The sequence below is a fragment of the Mycobacterium sp. NPDC051804 genome (genome assembly GCF_044452905.1).
GTDB lineage: Bacteria > Actinomycetota > Actinomycetes > Mycobacteriales > Mycobacteriaceae > Mycobacterium.
In genome coordinates, this window is record NZ_JBITCD010000002.1 from 687704 (window position 1) to 703508 (window position 15805).

The 15805-nt window shown below is 64.0% G+C and carries 15 protein-coding genes; 10 read left to right on the forward strand and 5 right to left on the reverse strand.

Translation table 11 applies throughout. The features are described 5' to 3' along the window. Positions 1-2 precede the first annotated feature (2 nt). From ACIA48_RS09035 to ACIA48_RS09045, 3 genes are read right to left on the reverse strand one after another with little or no spacing between them, the layout of a single operon-like run. On the reverse strand, positions 3-1079 hold the full coding sequence (locus tag ACIA48_RS09035) for a hydroxyacid dehydrogenase (protein WP_396729886.1): 1077 nt from the start codon (positions 1077-1079) through the stop codon (positions 3-5). After that, positions 1076-2191, reverse strand: coding sequence for a TauD/TfdA family dioxygenase (locus ACIA48_RS09040; RefSeq protein ID WP_396729888.1), 1116 nt, complete (start codon positions 2189-2191; stop codon positions 1076-1078). The genes ACIA48_RS09035 and ACIA48_RS09040 overlap by 4 nt, the downstream gene beginning before the upstream one ends. 12 nt (positions 2192-2203) lie before the next feature. Continuing rightward, positions 2204-2980, reverse strand: a complete 777-nt coding sequence (locus ACIA48_RS09045; protein ID WP_396729891.1) for an HpcH/HpaI aldolase/citrate lyase family protein — start codon at positions 2978-2980, stop codon at positions 2204-2206. 76 nt (positions 2981-3056) lie between these two features. On the opposite strand from ACIA48_RS09045, the gene ACIA48_RS09050 reads away from it, so the two are divergent. Genes ACIA48_RS09050 through ACIA48_RS09060 form a run of 3 tightly spaced genes read left to right on the forward strand, consistent with a single transcriptional unit; the run spans position 3057 to position 5937 of the window. Continuing rightward, positions 3057-4202 (forward strand): acetyl-CoA acetyltransferase, encoded by a 1146-nt coding sequence (locus ACIA48_RS09050; protein ID WP_396729893.1) that lies wholly within the window; start codon positions 3057-3059, stop codon positions 4200-4202. Next, positions 4202-4636: a Zn-ribbon domain-containing OB-fold protein gene (locus tag ACIA48_RS09055; protein ID WP_396729895.1), complete on the forward strand. Its 435-nt coding sequence runs from the start codon at positions 4202-4204 to the stop codon at positions 4634-4636. Before ACIA48_RS09050 ends, ACIA48_RS09055 begins: the two co-directional genes overlap by 1 nt. Next, on the forward strand, positions 4633-5937 hold the full coding sequence (locus ACIA48_RS09060; protein WP_396729897.1) for an amidohydrolase family protein: 1305 nt from the start codon (positions 4633-4635) through the stop codon (positions 5935-5937). Before ACIA48_RS09055 ends, ACIA48_RS09060 begins: the two co-directional genes overlap by 4 nt. 64 nt (positions 5938-6001) lie before the next feature. Here ACIA48_RS09060 and ACIA48_RS09065 read toward each other — a convergent pair whose 3' ends face one another. Then, positions 6002-7567, reverse strand: a complete 1566-nt coding sequence (locus tag ACIA48_RS09065; protein WP_396729899.1) for a class I adenylate-forming enzyme family protein — start codon at positions 7565-7567, stop codon at positions 6002-6004. A gap of 57 nt (positions 7568-7624) precedes the next feature. Between ACIA48_RS09065 and ACIA48_RS09070 the strand changes: the two genes are divergently transcribed. Further along, positions 7625-8491: an SDR family NAD(P)-dependent oxidoreductase gene (locus ACIA48_RS09070; protein ID WP_396729901.1), complete on the forward strand. Its 867-nt coding sequence runs from the start codon at positions 7625-7627 to the stop codon at positions 8489-8491. A gap of 4 nt (positions 8492-8495) precedes the next feature. Here the strand turns inward: ACIA48_RS09070 and ACIA48_RS09075 are convergent, their stop codons facing one another. Beyond that, positions 8496-9326: an enoyl-CoA hydratase/isomerase family protein gene (locus tag ACIA48_RS09075; protein ID WP_396729904.1), complete on the reverse strand. Its 831-nt coding sequence runs from the start codon at positions 9324-9326 to the stop codon at positions 8496-8498. An 85-nt stretch (positions 9327-9411) separates the two neighbouring features. Here ACIA48_RS09075 and ACIA48_RS09080 point away from each other — a divergent pair, with 85 nt between their 5' ends. Genes ACIA48_RS09080 through ACIA48_RS09105 form a run of 6 tightly spaced genes read left to right on the forward strand, consistent with a single transcriptional unit; the run spans position 9412 to position 15780 of the window. After that, complete coding sequence (locus ACIA48_RS09080) at positions 9412-10680, forward strand: hypothetical protein (protein WP_396729906.1); 1269 nt, start codon at positions 9412-9414, stop codon at positions 10678-10680. Positions 10681-10684: 4 nt separating this feature from the next. After that, positions 10685-11491, forward strand: a complete 807-nt coding sequence (locus ACIA48_RS09085; protein WP_396729907.1) for an enoyl-CoA hydratase/isomerase family protein — start codon at positions 10685-10687, stop codon at positions 11489-11491. Next, positions 11488-12735 (forward strand): acyl-CoA dehydrogenase family protein, encoded by a 1248-nt coding sequence (locus ACIA48_RS09090; RefSeq protein ID WP_396729909.1) that lies wholly within the window; start codon positions 11488-11490, stop codon positions 12733-12735. Before ACIA48_RS09085 ends, ACIA48_RS09090 begins: the two co-directional genes overlap by 4 nt. Next, positions 12732-13535: an enoyl-CoA hydratase/isomerase family protein gene (locus ACIA48_RS09095; RefSeq protein ID WP_396729910.1), complete on the forward strand. Its 804-nt coding sequence runs from the start codon at positions 12732-12734 to the stop codon at positions 13533-13535. Before ACIA48_RS09090 ends, ACIA48_RS09095 begins: the two co-directional genes overlap by 4 nt. Beyond that, positions 13532-14332: an enoyl-CoA hydratase/isomerase family protein gene (locus ACIA48_RS09100; protein WP_396729912.1), complete on the forward strand. Its 801-nt coding sequence runs from the start codon at positions 13532-13534 to the stop codon at positions 14330-14332. The genes ACIA48_RS09095 and ACIA48_RS09100 overlap by 4 nt, the downstream gene beginning before the upstream one ends. Then, complete coding sequence (locus ACIA48_RS09105; protein WP_396729913.1) at positions 14329-15780, forward strand: class I adenylate-forming enzyme family protein; 1452 nt, start codon at positions 14329-14331, stop codon at positions 15778-15780. The genes ACIA48_RS09100 and ACIA48_RS09105 overlap by 4 nt, the downstream gene beginning before the upstream one ends. The last annotated feature ends 25 nt before the right edge of the window (positions 15781-15805 follow it).

The following is a 15805-nucleotide window of genomic DNA, read 5'->3' on the forward strand; positions in this document are numbered from 1 at the left end:
GCTCATTCTCTTCTCTCCAAGAGTGTTTCGGCGCTCGGACGGAACCCCAAGATGTCGTGGAACCTCTCGCAATACCTGGGCCACACGTCGGGATTGAGCAGTCGGGGCGGCATAGCTCCGGCGAAGATCGTCTGCCACTGCGTGGCCGTGGCGACCGCAAGATCACGCGCAGCTTCGATCGTGATGCCCGCCGTGTGCGGGGTGGCCACCACGTTGTCGAGGTGCAGGAGCGGGTTGTCCGGTCGGGGTGGTTCCTCGTGGAACACGTCAAGACCAGCGCCCGCAATACCCCCGCTGACGAGCGCGTCGAGGAGGGCCCTCTCGTCGTGCACTGGTCCGCGCGCTGTGGTGATGAAGAAAGCGGTCGGTTTCATCGCGGCGAACTGCGGACGCCCGATCAGACCGTGCGTCTCTCTGGTCAACGGACACGTCACCTGAATGAAATCCGAGCGCTCGATCAGCTCGTCGAGCTGCACCAGCCGCACACCGCGATCGTCGGCGGTCGCGTCGTTGACGTACGGATCGAAGACAATGACCTCCATCCCGAACGGCGTGCACAACTCCACCAGACGGCTGCCGATGGCACCGAGCCCGACCACCCCCAGCGTCTTGCCGAGCAGCTGAGTCCCCTGCAGCGCCAATCGGTCAACGAGCGGTCCATCCCGCAACGCGCGGTCCGCGACCGTGATCTTCTTGGCGAGGTCGAGCATGAACCCCAGCGCGTGTTCGGCGACCGCCTCCGCACCGGGACCCGAGTTGTTGCACACTGCGATTCCCGCCTGTGTACAGGCCTCGACGTCGATCACGTCGTAGCCCGCACCCGCAGAGCAAACCGCCAGCAGCTGTCGGCACCGTTGCACCAAATCGCGATCCGCCAACCACTGCACGCCGTTGTCCACGGACGCGACGTCGGTGCGGGTCGCCACCTGGTAGCCGTGCGCCGATTCGAGTGCGCCCCAACCTTGTTCACTGGATGCCGCCAGGTCAAGCTTGACGATGTCGATGTCCGCGACGTCGAGTATTTCGCCGGCGGCAGGATCGGTCCATCGTTCGTAGACCAGTCGCGGCCGTCCGTTCATTGCCTGGCTTTGGGCTTCGCCTGCGCCGCCTTGAACATATCGGCGAGTTCGGCGTTCACGTTCTTGTAGTCGTTGCGGGCGATGGAACCATCGCGGCCGTCGACGATGTCGTAACCCAACCGCAGATCCTTGTTCTCCATGTGAAAATACTCACGACCGATGGGGAGCCGGCGGTCCTCGCGCGGCACCTCCATCCAGGCGCGCAGGAAGCACCGCGCTTTCTTCGGATCATTGCTGCTGACGAAGTCCGATCGCGAATGACACATCGCGAAGTTGTTGGCAACTGCTGCTTCACCGGATTCGAGCCGGAACTCGACCTGCTGCTCGACCAGGATGTTGCGCAGCAACTCGATGGCCTCGTCCTGCTCTGGCGTGAATTCACGGCCAAGGGTCTTCATGGCGGGCAGGATGCTGCTGTAGGTGAAGTTTATGCAGATACGACCGTCGATCTGCGAGAACACGGGCACGTCGTAGGGCGTGACGTCAGGTTGGTCGTCAGGTTGTTCGCTGCGACGGTGGTGCGGGAAACCCTGGTACAGCACATCAAGCAGCTCAGGGCGTTCGGCAAGGATTCGGTTGTGCGCGGCTGGGCCACTTGCGAACTGGCTTTCGCCGCCCTGTGCCGCGGGATACACACACAGCAGCGAGAGAATATCGGCGGCGTCGTTGTGCATCGCGAGCTCGGCTCTGGACTTGGTTCCGCGAGCCGGTTGCACGCCGTTGGGCAGGATCTCCTCCTGCACGCGCACCATGCGGTGGCCGAACGAATTGTTGGATACCAGGTAGCCCAGGTGTGTGCAGAAGGCCCAGTATATGCGCTCGAGGTCTTCGATGGAGTGTTGCTCGACCGGGAACCCGCGAACGCACGCCAGACCCTTGCCGTACATGAGGTCCTGGTAAAGCCGCGCCAAGTCATCGTCGAGATGGGGATGACGAGCGTCGTCCGGCGTGATCTCGTCACGGCCCTTCGCAGATGTCTTCGCCAGAATCGATTCCAGCGCAGACACATTGCGCGACGAGAGGTCGAAGGTGAAATCTTCCTTGCTGGTGAAATCGGCGCCGGTCCAGGCCATCGGGTCAGTGACCTGTTCGGTGTAGATCGCGGTGGGCATCAGTCCTCCTCGTTAGGTCTCGAGCTCCCGCAAGACACGCGCGCGGGCCGTAGCCGCTTCGGTCATCATCCCGACGTCCGTACCCGCCGAAATGAATCGCAGACCAAGTCCGATGAAGCGTTTGAGCAGGTCAACAGACTTGATTCCAGCAATTCCGAACGCCACGCCGTGCTCACGGCAAGCCGCTGCCACAGAGTCTACTGCACGGCGGAAATCATCATTCTCATACTGCCCGTGTATGCCCATCTCGGCCGTCAGGTCACTGGGCCCGAGTAGGATCATATCGACGCCTTTCGCCTCCGCTATCGCACTGCTCGCAGCGACGGCTTCGGGCGTCTCGATCATCACTGCCACCACCGTGCGACGTTCGAGAACGGCGGTCAGCTCCGATGCGGACACTGGCTCGTAGCCGCTTACCGGATTCGGTCCCGATATCGATCGACGCCCGTACGGCGGGAATCTCGCGGCATTGACGACCGCTTCGGCCTCCTGTTTCGAATTCACATGTGGGACAATGACTCCAACTGCTCCACAATCGAGTACTCGAGCGATCGTGCTTGGGTCGTGTGACGGTACCCGCACCAATCCCGATATACCGGCGCCGACCGCACTCGTGCAGAGCATCGCCGCGGTTTCCAGGGATGTCGAGGTGTGCTCGAGATCGATGTAGACCGCGTCATAACCACATGCCGCTGCGATGGCAGGGACATCGGGGGTGCGCGCATTCAACAGGGCCAGACACAGCACAAGGCCGTCGCCACTCAAGGTCTCCCGCAGCGATCCCCGCATGTCTTTACGTTAGCGGAATGAGAACGTTCATTGCGTGAAGTCGTTAACGGCATTATCAATGTGGTAACCATGACGTATGCCAGGGCAGCGAGTTGCCATCGTGGGGGCGAGTCTGTCCGATTGCGGCCGCGTGCCCGATCAGACGGCCATGGGTTTGATGGCCCAGTCATCGCGCCGGGCAATCGCCGACGCCGGACTGTCCAAAGGCGACATCGAAGGATTCGGCGGGCACGGCGCTCTGCTGCCCCCGATCGAGGTGAGTGAATATCTCGGTCTACGCCCTAGCTGGGTCGATGCGACCAACGTCGGTGGTTCATCGTGGGAGGTGATGGCCATCCACGCCGCCGCGGCCATCGCAGCGGGCGAGATCGACGTGGCGCTCCTGACTTACGGCTCCACCGCCCGATCCGACGTCAAACGTCGTGCGCGCGCCTCAGCGGCAGCCATGAGCACCGGGGGTGCCTTGCAGTACGAGGCCCCCTACGGTGCGACTTTGATCGCCAAGTATGCGATGGCCGCCAGGCGGCACATGATCCAGTTCGGCACAGCCGTCGAGCATCTGGCCGAAGTCGCGGTCGCGGCCCATGAGTGGGCGGCTATGAACGACAACGCATTCGATCGCGAACGTATAACCCTGGCCGACGTGGCGGCTGCGCCGATGCTCGCCGATCCGTTCACGTCCAGGCATGTGTGCCTGCGCACCGACGGCGGCGGCGCGGTGGTGCTCGCCGGCGAGCGGGTGGCGAAGGACTGTGCCAAGGAGCCGATCTGGATTCTCGGGTCCGCCGATGCGACGTCACATGTCCGCATGAGCGAGTGGGGCGACTTCACCACGTCCGCGGCGGCACTGTCAGGGCCGCGGGCGTTCGCCCGTGCCGGAATCTCCCCGGGTGACATCGACGTGTGTCAACTCTACGACTCATTCACCTCCACCGTGCTGTTGACCGTCGAAGACCTCGGCTTCTGTGCCAAGGGAGAGGGTGGAGCATTCATCGGTTCGGGCGCTCTTCGTCCCGGCGGAGCCTTGCCCACGAACACCGACGGCGGCGGCCTCGCGTCGTGCCATCCGGGTATGCGAGGCATGTTTCTCATGGTCGAAGCGGTGCGACAACTGCGGGGTGAATGCGGGCTCAGACAGATCGACGATGCCCGCCTGGCGTGTGTGCACGCAATGGGCGGTTTCTTCAGCCACAGCGCGACGATGATCTTGGGGAGGTCGTGATGGACGTACCCATGGGCCCGGACCGGCCGACAATCGACTCCGACAGCGAGGCGTGGTGGACGGCGATCCAGGACCGCCGTCTGTTGCTCAACGCGTGTAGCACGTGTGGGCGCAAATCGCTGTACGTCCGGCCGTTCTGCCCACATTGCTGGAGCGAGGACGTCGCTCCGACGCCGGCCACCGGACACGCGCGTCTATATACGTGGAGCGTGGTCCACCAGAACGGAGCGCCCTTCGACGTACGCACGCCGTACGTGGTGGCGATGGTCGACCTAGTCGAGGGTCCTCGGCTGATGACCGTCGTCGAAGACTGTCCAGTCGAAAGCCTGAGCGCAGAACTGGAACTCACGATCGCTTTTCGTGATGACGATGACGGCTTCGTCGTGCCGATCTTTCGGCCGGCTATGGAAGATGTTGGAAAGGAACAGGAATGAATAAAGAGGACATGATTCTGATCAGCGTGGACGATCACATCGTCGAGCCACCGGACATGTTTCGCAACCATCTGGCTACAAAGTACCTCGACGAGGCCCCCAGGCTCGTGCACAACCCGGACGGGTCCGACACTTGGCAATTCCGCGACGTGATCATCCCCAACGTCGCACTCAACGCCGTCGCAGGCCGCCCCAAAGAAGAATACGGCCTTGAGCCCCAGGGCCTCGACGAAATCCGGCCCGGCTGCTGGCAGGTCGACGAGCGCATCAAGGACATGAACGCCGGCGGCATCCTGGGCTCCATTTGTTTCCCGTCCTTCCCGGGGTTCGCCGGGCGCCTGTTCGTGACCGAGGATCAGGAGTTCTCGTTGGCTCTAGTGCAGGCCTACAACGATTGGCACGTCGAAGAGTGGTGTGGTGCCTATCCAGCGCGGTTCATCCCGATGACGCTGCCGGTGATCTGGGATGCCGAGCTGTGCGCCAGGGAGATTCGCCGTAACGCCGAACGCGGCGTACACGCATTGACGTTCACGGAGAACCCTGCCGCTCTGGGCTACCCCAGCTTTCACGACCTCGACTACTGGAAGCCGATGTGGGACGCGCTTGTCGACACCGACACCGTGATGAACGTCCACATCGGCTCGTCAGGCAAGCTGGCCATCACCGCACCCGACGCGCCGATGGACGTGATGATCACCTTGCAGCCGATGAATATCGTGCAGGCGGCCGCGGATCTGTTGTGGTCCAAGCCGATCAAGGAGTACAAAGATCTGAAGATTGCGTTGTCCGAGGGTGGCACGGGTTGGATCCCCTACTTTCTCGAACGTGCCGACCGTACCTACGAAATGCACGCAGGCTGGACGGGGCAGGACTTCGGCAAGCAGAGGCCCTCCGAGGTGTTCCGCGACCACTTCCTGACATGCTTCATCTCCGACCATGTCGGAGTGCAACTGCGCAATCAGGTCGGTATCGACAACATCTGCTGGGAAGCCGACTACCCGCACTCCGACTCGATGTGGCCAGGCGCCCCCGAGCAATTGCATGACGTGCTCTCCGAGCACAGCGTGCCCGACGCCGAGGTCAACAAGATGACCTACGAGAACGCCATGCGCTGGTACCACTGGGATCCCTTCTCCCACATCGCAAGGGACCAGGCCACCGTCGGTGCGCTACGCAAAGCGGCCGAGGGCCATGACGTCTCCATTCAGGCGCTGTCCAAGCACGATCACGGCGGCGGCGGTGCATCGGACTGGCAATCGCAGATGAGCAAGGCGACCGCCAACACCGCGGGCAAAGACTGATCTCCGCGAAATTGCATTCCCAGAAGGTCGAGTAGAGACCTGGTGTAATGCAATTTCGTGGCAATTAACGCTCTGCGAGGCGGTCGGCGAGCACGCGCGGCCGTCCCGCCGATCGTGCCTCGAGCTTGTTGCGTTCGACCTTGCCGTTCGCGTTGACGGGTAGCGGTTCGTCCCAGAAGACGAGCTCCTCGGGAAGCTTGTACTTGGGCAGACCCGCGGCCATCAACGCGCCGGCGACGTCGGAGAGTGACATCTGGTCCGCCGAGTCGAGGACCACCGCAACCGCCAGCCTTTCACCGGTGGTGCTGTCGGCAACCGAATAGGCAGCGCAGTCACGGACTCCCGCGATTCTCGCGACTGCTTCCTCGACTTCGGCCGCTGGGATCTTGAGTCCGTTTCGGATGATGATGTCCTTCAACCGGCCGACGATGCGGACCCGACCATTGTCGAGTTCGGCGACGTCTCCGGTACGGAACCAGTCTTCGTCGAATGCCGCAGCGTCATCCTCGGCATCGGTGTATCCGAGGAAGGCGTGCGGACCACGGATGCAGCATTCGGTGGGATCAGCGCTCGAGCCAACGCGCACCTCCACATCGGCCAACGCCACCCCGTCGTCGGCATGGCGCACATCCCTTGGTTCGTGGCGCAGACCCGACGTGCTCACCGGCACCTCAGAAGATCCATAAGCACGCATGACGATGATCCCGAAGTCGTCCTCGATACGTTCGACGATGCGACGATCCAGCATCGTTCCACCCAGATATACCGCCCGCAACGAGATCGTGGCGTGACGGTCCACCGCTTCGTCGAGGATGCGATCCAGCAGCCGATCAGGACCCCCGTACCAGGTTGCCCCCGACGAGACGAGCAATTCGCTTGTCGCCGACGGGTCCCAACGGTCCTCGAGGATGACCGGAGCCGCGAGCATCGATCCGATGAACAGGCCCTGCAGCACCCCGGTGACCGACGCGAGCGGGCTGATGAGGAAGATGCGGTCGTCGTCCGTCAGTTCCGCCGCCGCGATGTAGTTCGCCGAGGCTTTGATCAACGTACTCAGCGAATGGATCACGCCCTTGGGCTTGGACGTAGTGCCCGATGTGTAGAGCACGAGGCACGGCTCATCGGCGGCACGCTGGGATCGGTACTCCACGTATGGAGCGCTGTCGACGTCCACGGCGATCCAGTTCAGCGTCTCAGGCAGCGGTTGCGCTGTGGCCCCTGGGGATTTCGGGGCAACGCCGTACTCGGCGCCGGTGCGGGCGATGATGTCGGCCACTTGCGTCTCACCGACGTTTCGGGGTACGAGGAGCAGCACCGCATCCAGGCGTAGCGCTGCGTGAACAGCGACGACCGAATCGACGTCGTTGCCGACGAGTACGACAATCGGTTCGGAGCCCTCGACTCCGGCGGCGGCCATCCGGAGGCAGGCCTGGTCGATTCGCTCGTCGAGTTGGGCGTAGGTGAGTTCTTCTCCTCTGGCGACGAGCGCGAGTCGGTCGGGATGTGCTGTCGCCGTGGTTCGGACGACGTCGGCGGGCTGAGCTGACCAAAACCCCGAGCGCCGGTACGTGTCCTGCAGTGCCGCGGCACGCCGCTGCGCACATCCCAGCAGCGCCGTCGGCCCACCCATGATCCTCCTTCAATGCAAATGATGGTTCTCGCTATCAGTAAATGTAACCTCTCAATCATGCCGACTCTCAATTTCGACAATCAGGTAGCCATCGTCACCGGCGCGGGCGGCGGCCTCGGCCGCTGTCATGCGGTGGAACTTGCACGCCGAGGTGCCCGCGTGGTGGTCAACGACTTAGGAGCCGCGGTCGACGGAAGTGGCGGGTCGACGTCGGCAGCCCAGAACGTCGTCGACGAGATCATCGCCGCCGGTGGCACTGCGATCGCCAACGGCGACTCGGTCGCGACCGAGGAGGGCGGCGCCGCGATCGTCGCCGCGGCGATGGACGCCTACGGCCGGGCTGACATCCTGGTCAACAACGCGGGCATTCTGCGTGACGCCGCATTCAAGAACATGACCGCCGAACAGGTCGACGCGGTGATCGCGGTACACCTCGCCGGCGCCTTCAACGTGACACGCGCGGTCTGGCCGATCATGCGTGAACAGAACTACGGCCGAATCGTCCAAACAACCTCAGGAACAGGACTATTCGGCAACTTCGGGCAAGCCAACTACGGCGCGGCCAAGATGGGACTGGTCGGCATGATGCATGTACTCGCCATCGAAGGCGCTCGCAACGGCATCGCCATCAACGCCATTGCCCCCATCGCGCGCACCCGCATGACCGAGGACATCATGGGCGAGGCCGGCAAGGCCATGGATCCCGAACTGGTCACCCCGGTCGTCGTGTATCTGTCCCACGGCAGCTGTGACCGCACCGCACACATCTACTCGGTGGGCGCGGGGAAAGTGTCGCGGGTGTTCATCGGGCAGACCAAGGGCATCGAGGACAGTGCCCTGTCGGCGGAAATGGTGGCCGAAGCCATCGATCAAATCGATGACAGCTCGGCGTTCACGATCCGGGGCGGGCCACTCAAAGAATGAGGCGTCAAAACCCCCGAAAGCGTGGCTTACGGCGCTCGGCGAACGACAGCAGACCCTCCTGCAGGTCAGCGGTCCGCGACACCACCTCTTGCGCCCAAGCTTCCTGCTCGAAGGCACGATCGCGACCCGACTCCGACGACACCGCCAGCAGCCGCTTCGTCAGGGTCAGCATCACCGTCGGCCCCGAGGCCAGGCGTTGGGCGATCTCCTCGGCGACGGCATCGGTGTCCTCCACCGCGGCCACCCGATTGACCAAACCGAGCCGTTCGCATGTCGCGGCGTCGACGGGTTCGCCGAGCATGAGCAATTCGGTGGCCTTTCGTAGCCCGACGATTCGCGTCAACAGGTGAATGGCACCGGAATCCGGCAGTATCCCGCGGTGCACGAAAGCCTCGACAAGCTTTGCGTCCGTGGACATGACGACGAGATCGGCCGCGAGCACCAAGCTCGACCCCGCCCCCGCTGCGGTCCCCTTCACCGCGGCAACCACGGGCTTGTCACAGTCCAGGACCGATGCCACCAGCCGCTGCCAGCCCTGCTGCAGCATGCGCGCGATGTCCCCCGGCCGCTTCTCGGTCACTGGCTGCGCCCCCGCACCACTAGGCCGGAGGGCGAGACCTGCGCCCGCGCAGAAATGCCTAGTGCCCGCTGCGCTCAACAGCACAGCGCGCACGACGGGATCGTCATTGGCACGTATGAACGCCTCCGTCAGAGCGTCACGCGCCAAGGGCGACAACGAGTTTCCGACATCCGGCCGGTTGATGGTGATTCGCTGCACACCGTGGCCATCGACTGCGACATCGATTCCGGAAGCTTCTTCACTCATCTCAGCCATCCCTGCGTTAACGGCGTTTCCGTTTTTCGGGTATCTTAATTTCCACTTCGATCCGACGACGATGCGGGCCAGGAGGAGGGGCCGGATGACTGATCGCACTTCTGGCTCTGAGACCGGCCGAATCACCGATGACGGGCTGGCCAGGTTGCGGGCCACCATCGGCATCGCCGTCCCCCACACGCAGCCGCCGCACTACTTCCGGCCCAACGAGGACGCCTTCCGCCACATCGCGGAAAGCTACGGAGATGCCAACCCGCTGTGGGCGGATCCGGCCTATGCGGCGAAATCGGTGTGGGGCGAACCGATCGCACCGCCCGCGCTGGTCGGTGGAGACACCCTGATCGGCGAGGACGAGGTCACGACGCTGTCCGACGAGGACCGCGCGCTGACCAAGGGCGATCCTCTGCGCGGTGTGCATGCGTTCTACGCGTCGTCGTCGCGGGAGTGGTGGGCGCCGCTGCGCGCAAACCACCGCGTGTTTCGGCGCAATGCGCTGGTTGCTGCCCTGGACAAGCGCAGCGAGTTCGCCGACCGTGCTGTTCACGAGTGGTCCGCCCAGGTCTTCCGTGACGACGAGGGCGTGATTCTCGGTGGCCAGTACCGAAACATGATCCGTACCGAACGCACCAAGGCGCGGAGTCGCAAGAAATACGACTCCGTCGAGCTGAAAACCTGGACCTCCGAAGAGATCGCCGAACTCGACGAGAGATATGCCCACGAAGTGTCACGTGGCGCAGAGCCACGCTGGTGGGAGGACATCAACGAGGGCGACCATGTCGGGCCCTTGACCAAGGGCCCGCTGACTGTGACGGACATGGTGTGCTGGCACGTCGGCATGGGGACCGGGATGTACGGGGTGCGGCCCCTGCGGTTGGCGTGGCGCAACCGGCAGCGCATCCCCCGTTTCTACACGCCCAACGAACACGGCGTGCCCGATGTTCAGCAGCGCGTGCACTGGGAACCCGGCGCCGCGCGCAACGCGGGCAACCCGACCACGTTCGATTACGGCCGCATGCGTGAAACGTGGCTGATCCACCTGTGCACCGACTGGATGGGCGATGACGCCTGGCTGTGGAAGCTGGATTGCGAGTTCCGCCTCTTCAACTATGTGGGCGACCTTCACACGATATCCGGCACGATCGTGCGCAAATATCTCGCGGATGGGAACCGGCCGGCGGTGGACCTCGAACTCGCCGCCACCAACCACCGTGGCGAGGTCACCGCACCGGGGCATGCCACAATCCTGTTGCCAAGCCGCGAACGAGGACCAGTTCGCCTCCCCGATCCGCCCGGCGGGGCGACAAACCTGTCCGACCTGCTCACCGCGGTGTCGGCGCAGTTCTCCGGACGTTGATTCGATGAGTTACGACAGCGTGCCGGGCCTGCGTGCCGAACTGATGCACTCGGTGCTTCGGCTGACTCTGGACCGGCAACGCAAGCGCAACGCGGTCGACGACACGATCCTCGACGCATTGATCGGGCATCTGGTCGAAGCGGGTATCGATGAGTCCGTGCGCGTCATCCGCATCGGCGCCGAAGGGCCCGATTTCTGCGCCGGATCCGATCTTGTCGCTAGCAACGCTCGCTCCGAACGAAAACCGCGCGTCGGGAGCACACAGCGCAGGTTGCCGAACAAAGCCAACAGGCTGATTCCCCTGATGCTCGAGACCCAGGTGCCCATCGTCACGGTGGTCCGCGGTTGGGCCGCGGGCCTCGGTTTCCACATCGCGATGGCATCCGACTTCTGCATCGCGGCCGACGACGCCCGCTTCTGGGAACCGTTCATGGCCCGTGGCTTCACGCCGGACAGCGGTGCGGCGTGGTTGTTGCCCCGCCTCATCGGCATGGTCCGGACCAGACAGCTGCTGATGCTGGGCGAGGAGATCTCCGGAGTCGATGCCGCCGGATGGGGCGTCATCCAAGGTGCCCATCCCGACGACCAATTGGACTCGGCGGCCGAGGAGCTGGTCTGCAAGCTCGCCGCCGCCCCCACCGTCGCGCTCGGGCTCACCAAGTGGTTGTTGCAGAGCAGCAACGGACTCGATCTGGACCGTCATCTACAAAACGAAGCCATGGCGCTGGAGCTGTCCAGTCGCAGTGACGATTTCAAGGAGGGCCTCGCCGCCTTCCGCGATAAACGCGAGGCAAGGTATCAGGGCCGATGACCACGCTACCGATCACCGCGACCACCTCCGCCGCCGATGCCGTCGCCGAAGTCGAACATTGGGTCGATGCCGAAGTGCCCGCGCAGTGGCGAGCGGCAGCGCGTGAGGGGCCGAACGCGCTGAGATTGGTTCGCAGTCAAGAGGATTACCGGCTGTGGTATCCGACGTTCGCCCGATCGGGTCTCGTTGTGCCGACATGGCTTCCCGAGCACGGCGGTCTTGGCGTCGGCAGCGAGATCGCACACGCGATCGAATCTGTGCTTCGCCCCCTGCGGCTTGCCCGGCTGAATCCGCTGGGACTCAACAACGCCGCTGCCGCGCTGTTCAGTCATGGCACGGAAGAACAGCGGCTGCGCTTCCTTCCGCCGATCGTCGGCAACGAAGAGAAATGGTGTCAGCTGTTCAGCGAGCCGGGCGCCGGCTCCGATCTCGCCTCACTGGCGACTCGAGCCGTGCGCGACGGCGCGGACTGGGTGATATCCGGGCAGAAGGTGTGGACCACCTGGGCGGACGAGGCGGACTTCGCGATTCTGTTGGCCCGCACCAACCCTGACCAACCGAAACACAAGGGCATCACCTACTTCCTGCTCGATATGCATCAACCGGGCGTCGAGGTGCGCCCGCTACGGCAGATCACCGGCGAAGCGGAGTTCAACGAGGTGTTCCTGGATGGGGCGCGAGTTCCCGACGCGCACCGCGTCGGAGAGATCGACGACGGCTGGCGTGTCAGCGCCTCCACACTGTCCAGTGAGCGGCAGATGGTTTCGGGGTCCGGTTCCGGCGGTATGGGACGCCTCGGCGGTTCCAGCGCCCAGCGACTGATCACCCTCGCGCAGGAAACCGGGCGATGGGACGACCCCGTCATCCGGAATAAGGTCATGCGCCTGTGGGCACAGGAACAGATACGTGGCTGGACGAACGCCCGTGTGCGCGCTGCGCTTTCCGCCGGCCAGTCCCCCGGTGCCGCATCGTCGATCGGCAAGATCCATCAAGCCACGCTCAATCAGCAAATCCAGGATCTGATGGTCGATCTCCTCGGCACCGACGCGATCGCCTGGCCCGCCACCGACGATCAGGATGCGCTGCCCAGAGACGTCCGGGGAATGTTGCGCAGCCTCGCCAACGGGACCGAAGGCGGCACAACCGATATCAACAAGAACATCCTCGGTGAGCGGGTGCTCGGCCTGCCCAAGGAGCCGGATCCGTGGAAGGGAAAGCCCTGGAAAGAGATTCCACGATCGTGAGCACGTACGAACGGCTCGTCGTAGAGCGTGCCGACGGTATCGGCTGGTTGATACTGAATCGGCCGGAAGCCGGAAATGCCTTCGATGCGCTGATGCTCGACGAACTCGAAGACGCGTGGGCCGACCTGAACGCCGACCCTGAGGTACGCGTGATCGTCAACACTGCGAACGGCCGCGCGTTCTGTACAGGTATGGACGTCGTCCAGGTCGCCCGTGACAAGGCAGCGATGCGCAAGCACTCTCGCCGCACCCGCGACGCCGAGCTGAAGATATCGTCGTGGCACTGCGGGGTATGGAAGCCGGTGATCGCGGCGGTCAACGGTGTCTGCGCGGGTGGCGGGCTGCATCTGGTGGCCGACGCCGACATCGTCATCGCCGCCGAGTCGGCGACGTTCGTCGATCCGCATGTTTCGGTGGGACAGGCCGTCGCATACGAGGCAATCACGCTCCTGCGCAAGTCGCCGATGGAGGCGATCACTCGAATGACGCTCAGCGGCAAGGGTGAGCGCATTTCCGCCCGGCGGGCCTACGAGCTCGGCATCGTTTCCCAGGTCGTTCCGGTGGACGGATTGCGGGCCGTGACGGCGACGTTGGCCGCAGCGATTGCCACCAATTCACCGACGGCGATGCGGGCCACGAAGAAGGCGTTGTGGCGTTCGCTCGAGGTCGGGTTGTCGGAGGCAAAACATGAAGCCGGGGAGGAGATCTGGCGTTTGCGCAACCACCCCGACCATGCCGAAGGCGTTCATGCCTGGCGTGAAAAGCGTGTCGCGCACTGGCAGCCGCTGGAGGTGTCATGACCTATACGAGACTCATCGTCGAGCGGCGCGGCCCGGTGGGCTGGATCATCAACAATCGCCCCGAGCGGCTCAACGCGTACGACGTGGTGATGCGCGAAGAGTTCCCAAGAGCCTGGGCGGAATTGAATGCCGATCCAGATGTACGCGTCATCGTGCATACCGGAAACGGCCGAGCGTTCCAGGTGGGTGCCGACGTGGAGGAACTCGACGGCGAAGCTGTGTTGCAGTTCCAGGAGACCATGCGCACGCTGGATCTGAAGCTGACGGGCTGGCACTGCAATGTCGGCAAACCCGTCATCACTGCGGTCAACGGTGTGTGCGCGGGTGGTGGCCTGCACTGGGTCGCCGACGCGGACATCGTCATCGCATCCTCGGACGCGACGTTCGTCGACCCGCATGTCTCGATCGGTCAGGTCAGCGCGCTGGAGACCATCGCGCTGATGCGCAAGATGCCGGCCGAGGCCGTTCTGCGAATGGCTCTCGTCGGGAGCCATGAACGGCTCACCGCCCAGCGTGCCTACGAACTCGGCATGATCAGCCAGGTCGTCGATCCTCCCGCGGCGCTACGCGAAGTCGCCCAGGACCTCGCAGAGAAGATCGCCAAGAATTCACCCGCGGCCATGCGTGCCACCAAGCGTGCGCTGTGGGGAGCTCTGGAGTACGGGTTGACCGACGCGTGCCGTGCGGGCGCCGAGCACTTGACTTCCATGTGGGGTCATCCCGACCAAAATGAGGGCCCACAAGCGTTCGCCGACAAGCGGACACCCGATTGGCAACCGCTGGAGGCGGATTCGTGAGCCTGACCGAACTGCTCGACGGTTTACCCGACGTCGCTGTGCACACGGTCGGCTCTCAGGTTTCGAGCGCCGAACTGGTGGCGGGTGCCAAACAGCTGGGCTCATTGCTTGGGGAGGGTGGGCTCGAAACCGGTCAGGTCGTGGCGGCGATGCTCCCCAACGACGCCACCACGATCGCGGCACTGTTCGGGACGTGGTACGCCGGCGGCGTGTATACCCCGCTGAATTCCAGGGCGGCTGATGTTGAACTTGTCGCTCAACTGCGGACGCTCCGGCCAGTTGCGGTCATCACGACACCGGAACTCGCACGACGGTTTTCAGCTTTCGATCTGCCTGTCATCATGGGCGCAGGCCTGAGGTGGGAACTGACGCCGTCGTCCGATCAACCGACCGACCCCAGGCACTACGACGCCGACGTCGCACTCCTGCAGTTCACCTCCGGCACCACCGGCCCGCCGAAGCCGGTACCGCTTCGACATGCCACCGTCCTCGATCTGATCGACCGACTGCTGGCCAAGCTCCGCGGCGCAAGACCTGCGTCGGTTACGGCGAAGCGCCCGCCGATGCCTAACCTCGTACCGTTGTCGCTGTCCCTGTGGGCCGGTATTTATCAGGTGCTGTTTGCCTTCCGCGCAGGTTCAGGCGTGGTGCTGATGGATCGCTTCTCCCCCAGCGATTTCGCCGCGCTCGTTCAGCGACATCAGTTGCGCTCGACGGTACTGCCGCCCGCAGCGCTCACCATGGTGCTGCACGACGAAGCGGTGATCGATCTGTCGCCGTTGAAGATCGTCCGATCGATCACCGCGCCCCTGTCCCCGGTGCAGGCGGGACGCTTCCGCGACAAGTTCGGCGTGATCGTGCTCAACTCCTACGGCCAAACCGAACTCGGCGGTGAGGTGGTCGGGTGGTCGGCCGCCGACGCGCGTGAATGGGGTGAGACGAAGCTCGGCTCGGTGGGTCGGCCGCTGCCCGGAATCGACGTCACCATCGTCGATGACGAGGTGATGGTCCGGACGCCGACGACGGCTGCCCGCAAGATCGATGGCGCCTTCCTCGACAGGCTGACCGACGACGGCTGGTTTCACACTGGCGACCTCGGCTGGTTCGACGATGACGGTTTCCTGTGGCTGGACGGCCGAGTCTCAGACATGATCAACCGGGGCGGTCTCAAAGTCTTTCCCGGCACGGTCGAGGATGTCCTACTGGCAGCCGACGGCGTGCGGGAGGCAGCCGTGGTCGGTGTACCCGACGAGCGGCTTGGTGAGGTGCCGTGGGCGTTCGTCGCGAGGCTGGATCCCGAACCGACCGAGGCTGATCTGATCGCGTGGTGCCGGGAGCGGCTCACCCCGTATCGCGTTCCCGTGCGCATTGTGTTCGTCGATCAATTACCGCGCAACGACGTCGGCAAAGTCGTCAAACGCCAGCTGGCCGCCATGGCCGACTCGTGAGATCCGTCGGCTCAGACGAGTGCTG

Excerpts from the sequence above, each read along its gene's own strand:
- ACIA48_RS09050 (WP_396729893.1), top strand. The coding sequence starts at position 3,057 with ATGCCAGGGCAGCGAGTTGCCATCGTGGGGGCGAGTCTGTCCGATTGC.
- ACIA48_RS09100 (WP_396729912.1), top strand. The coding sequence starts at position 13,532 with ATGACCTATACGAGACTCATCGTCGAGCGGCGCGGCCCGGTGGGCTGG.
- ACIA48_RS09090 (WP_396729909.1), top strand. The coding sequence starts at position 11,488 with ATGACCACGCTACCGATCACCGCGACCACCTCCGCCGCCGATGCCGTC.
- ACIA48_RS09060 (WP_396729897.1), top strand. The coding sequence starts at position 4,633 with ATGAATAAAGAGGACATGATTCTGATCAGCGTGGACGATCACATCGTC.
- ACIA48_RS09040 (WP_396729888.1), bottom strand. The coding sequence starts at position 2,191 with ATGCCCACCGCGATCTACACCGAACAGGTCACTGACCCGATGGCCTGG.
- ACIA48_RS09075 (WP_396729904.1), bottom strand. The coding sequence starts at position 9,326 with ATGGCTGAGATGAGTGAAGAAGCTTCCGGAATCGATGTCGCAGTCGAT.
- ACIA48_RS09080 (WP_396729906.1), top strand. The coding sequence starts at position 9,412 with ATGACTGATCGCACTTCTGGCTCTGAGACCGGCCGAATCACCGATGAC.
- ACIA48_RS09070 (WP_396729901.1), top strand. The coding sequence starts at position 7,625 with ATGCCGACTCTCAATTTCGACAATCAGGTAGCCATCGTCACCGGCGCG.
- ACIA48_RS09035 (WP_396729886.1), bottom strand. The coding sequence starts at position 1,079 with ATGAACGGACGGCCGCGACTGGTCTACGAACGATGGACCGATCCTGCC.
- ACIA48_RS09045 (WP_396729891.1), bottom strand. The coding sequence starts at position 2,980 with ATGCGGGGATCGCTGCGGGAGACCTTGAGTGGCGACGGCCTTGTGCTG.
- ACIA48_RS09085 (WP_396729907.1), top strand. The coding sequence starts at position 10,685 with ATGAGTTACGACAGCGTGCCGGGCCTGCGTGCCGAACTGATGCACTCG.
- ACIA48_RS09055 (WP_396729895.1), top strand. The coding sequence starts at position 4,202 with ATGGACGTACCCATGGGCCCGGACCGGCCGACAATCGACTCCGACAGC.
- ACIA48_RS09065 (WP_396729899.1), bottom strand. The coding sequence starts at position 7,567 with ATGGGTGGGCCGACGGCGCTGCTGGGATGTGCGCAGCGGCGTGCCGCG.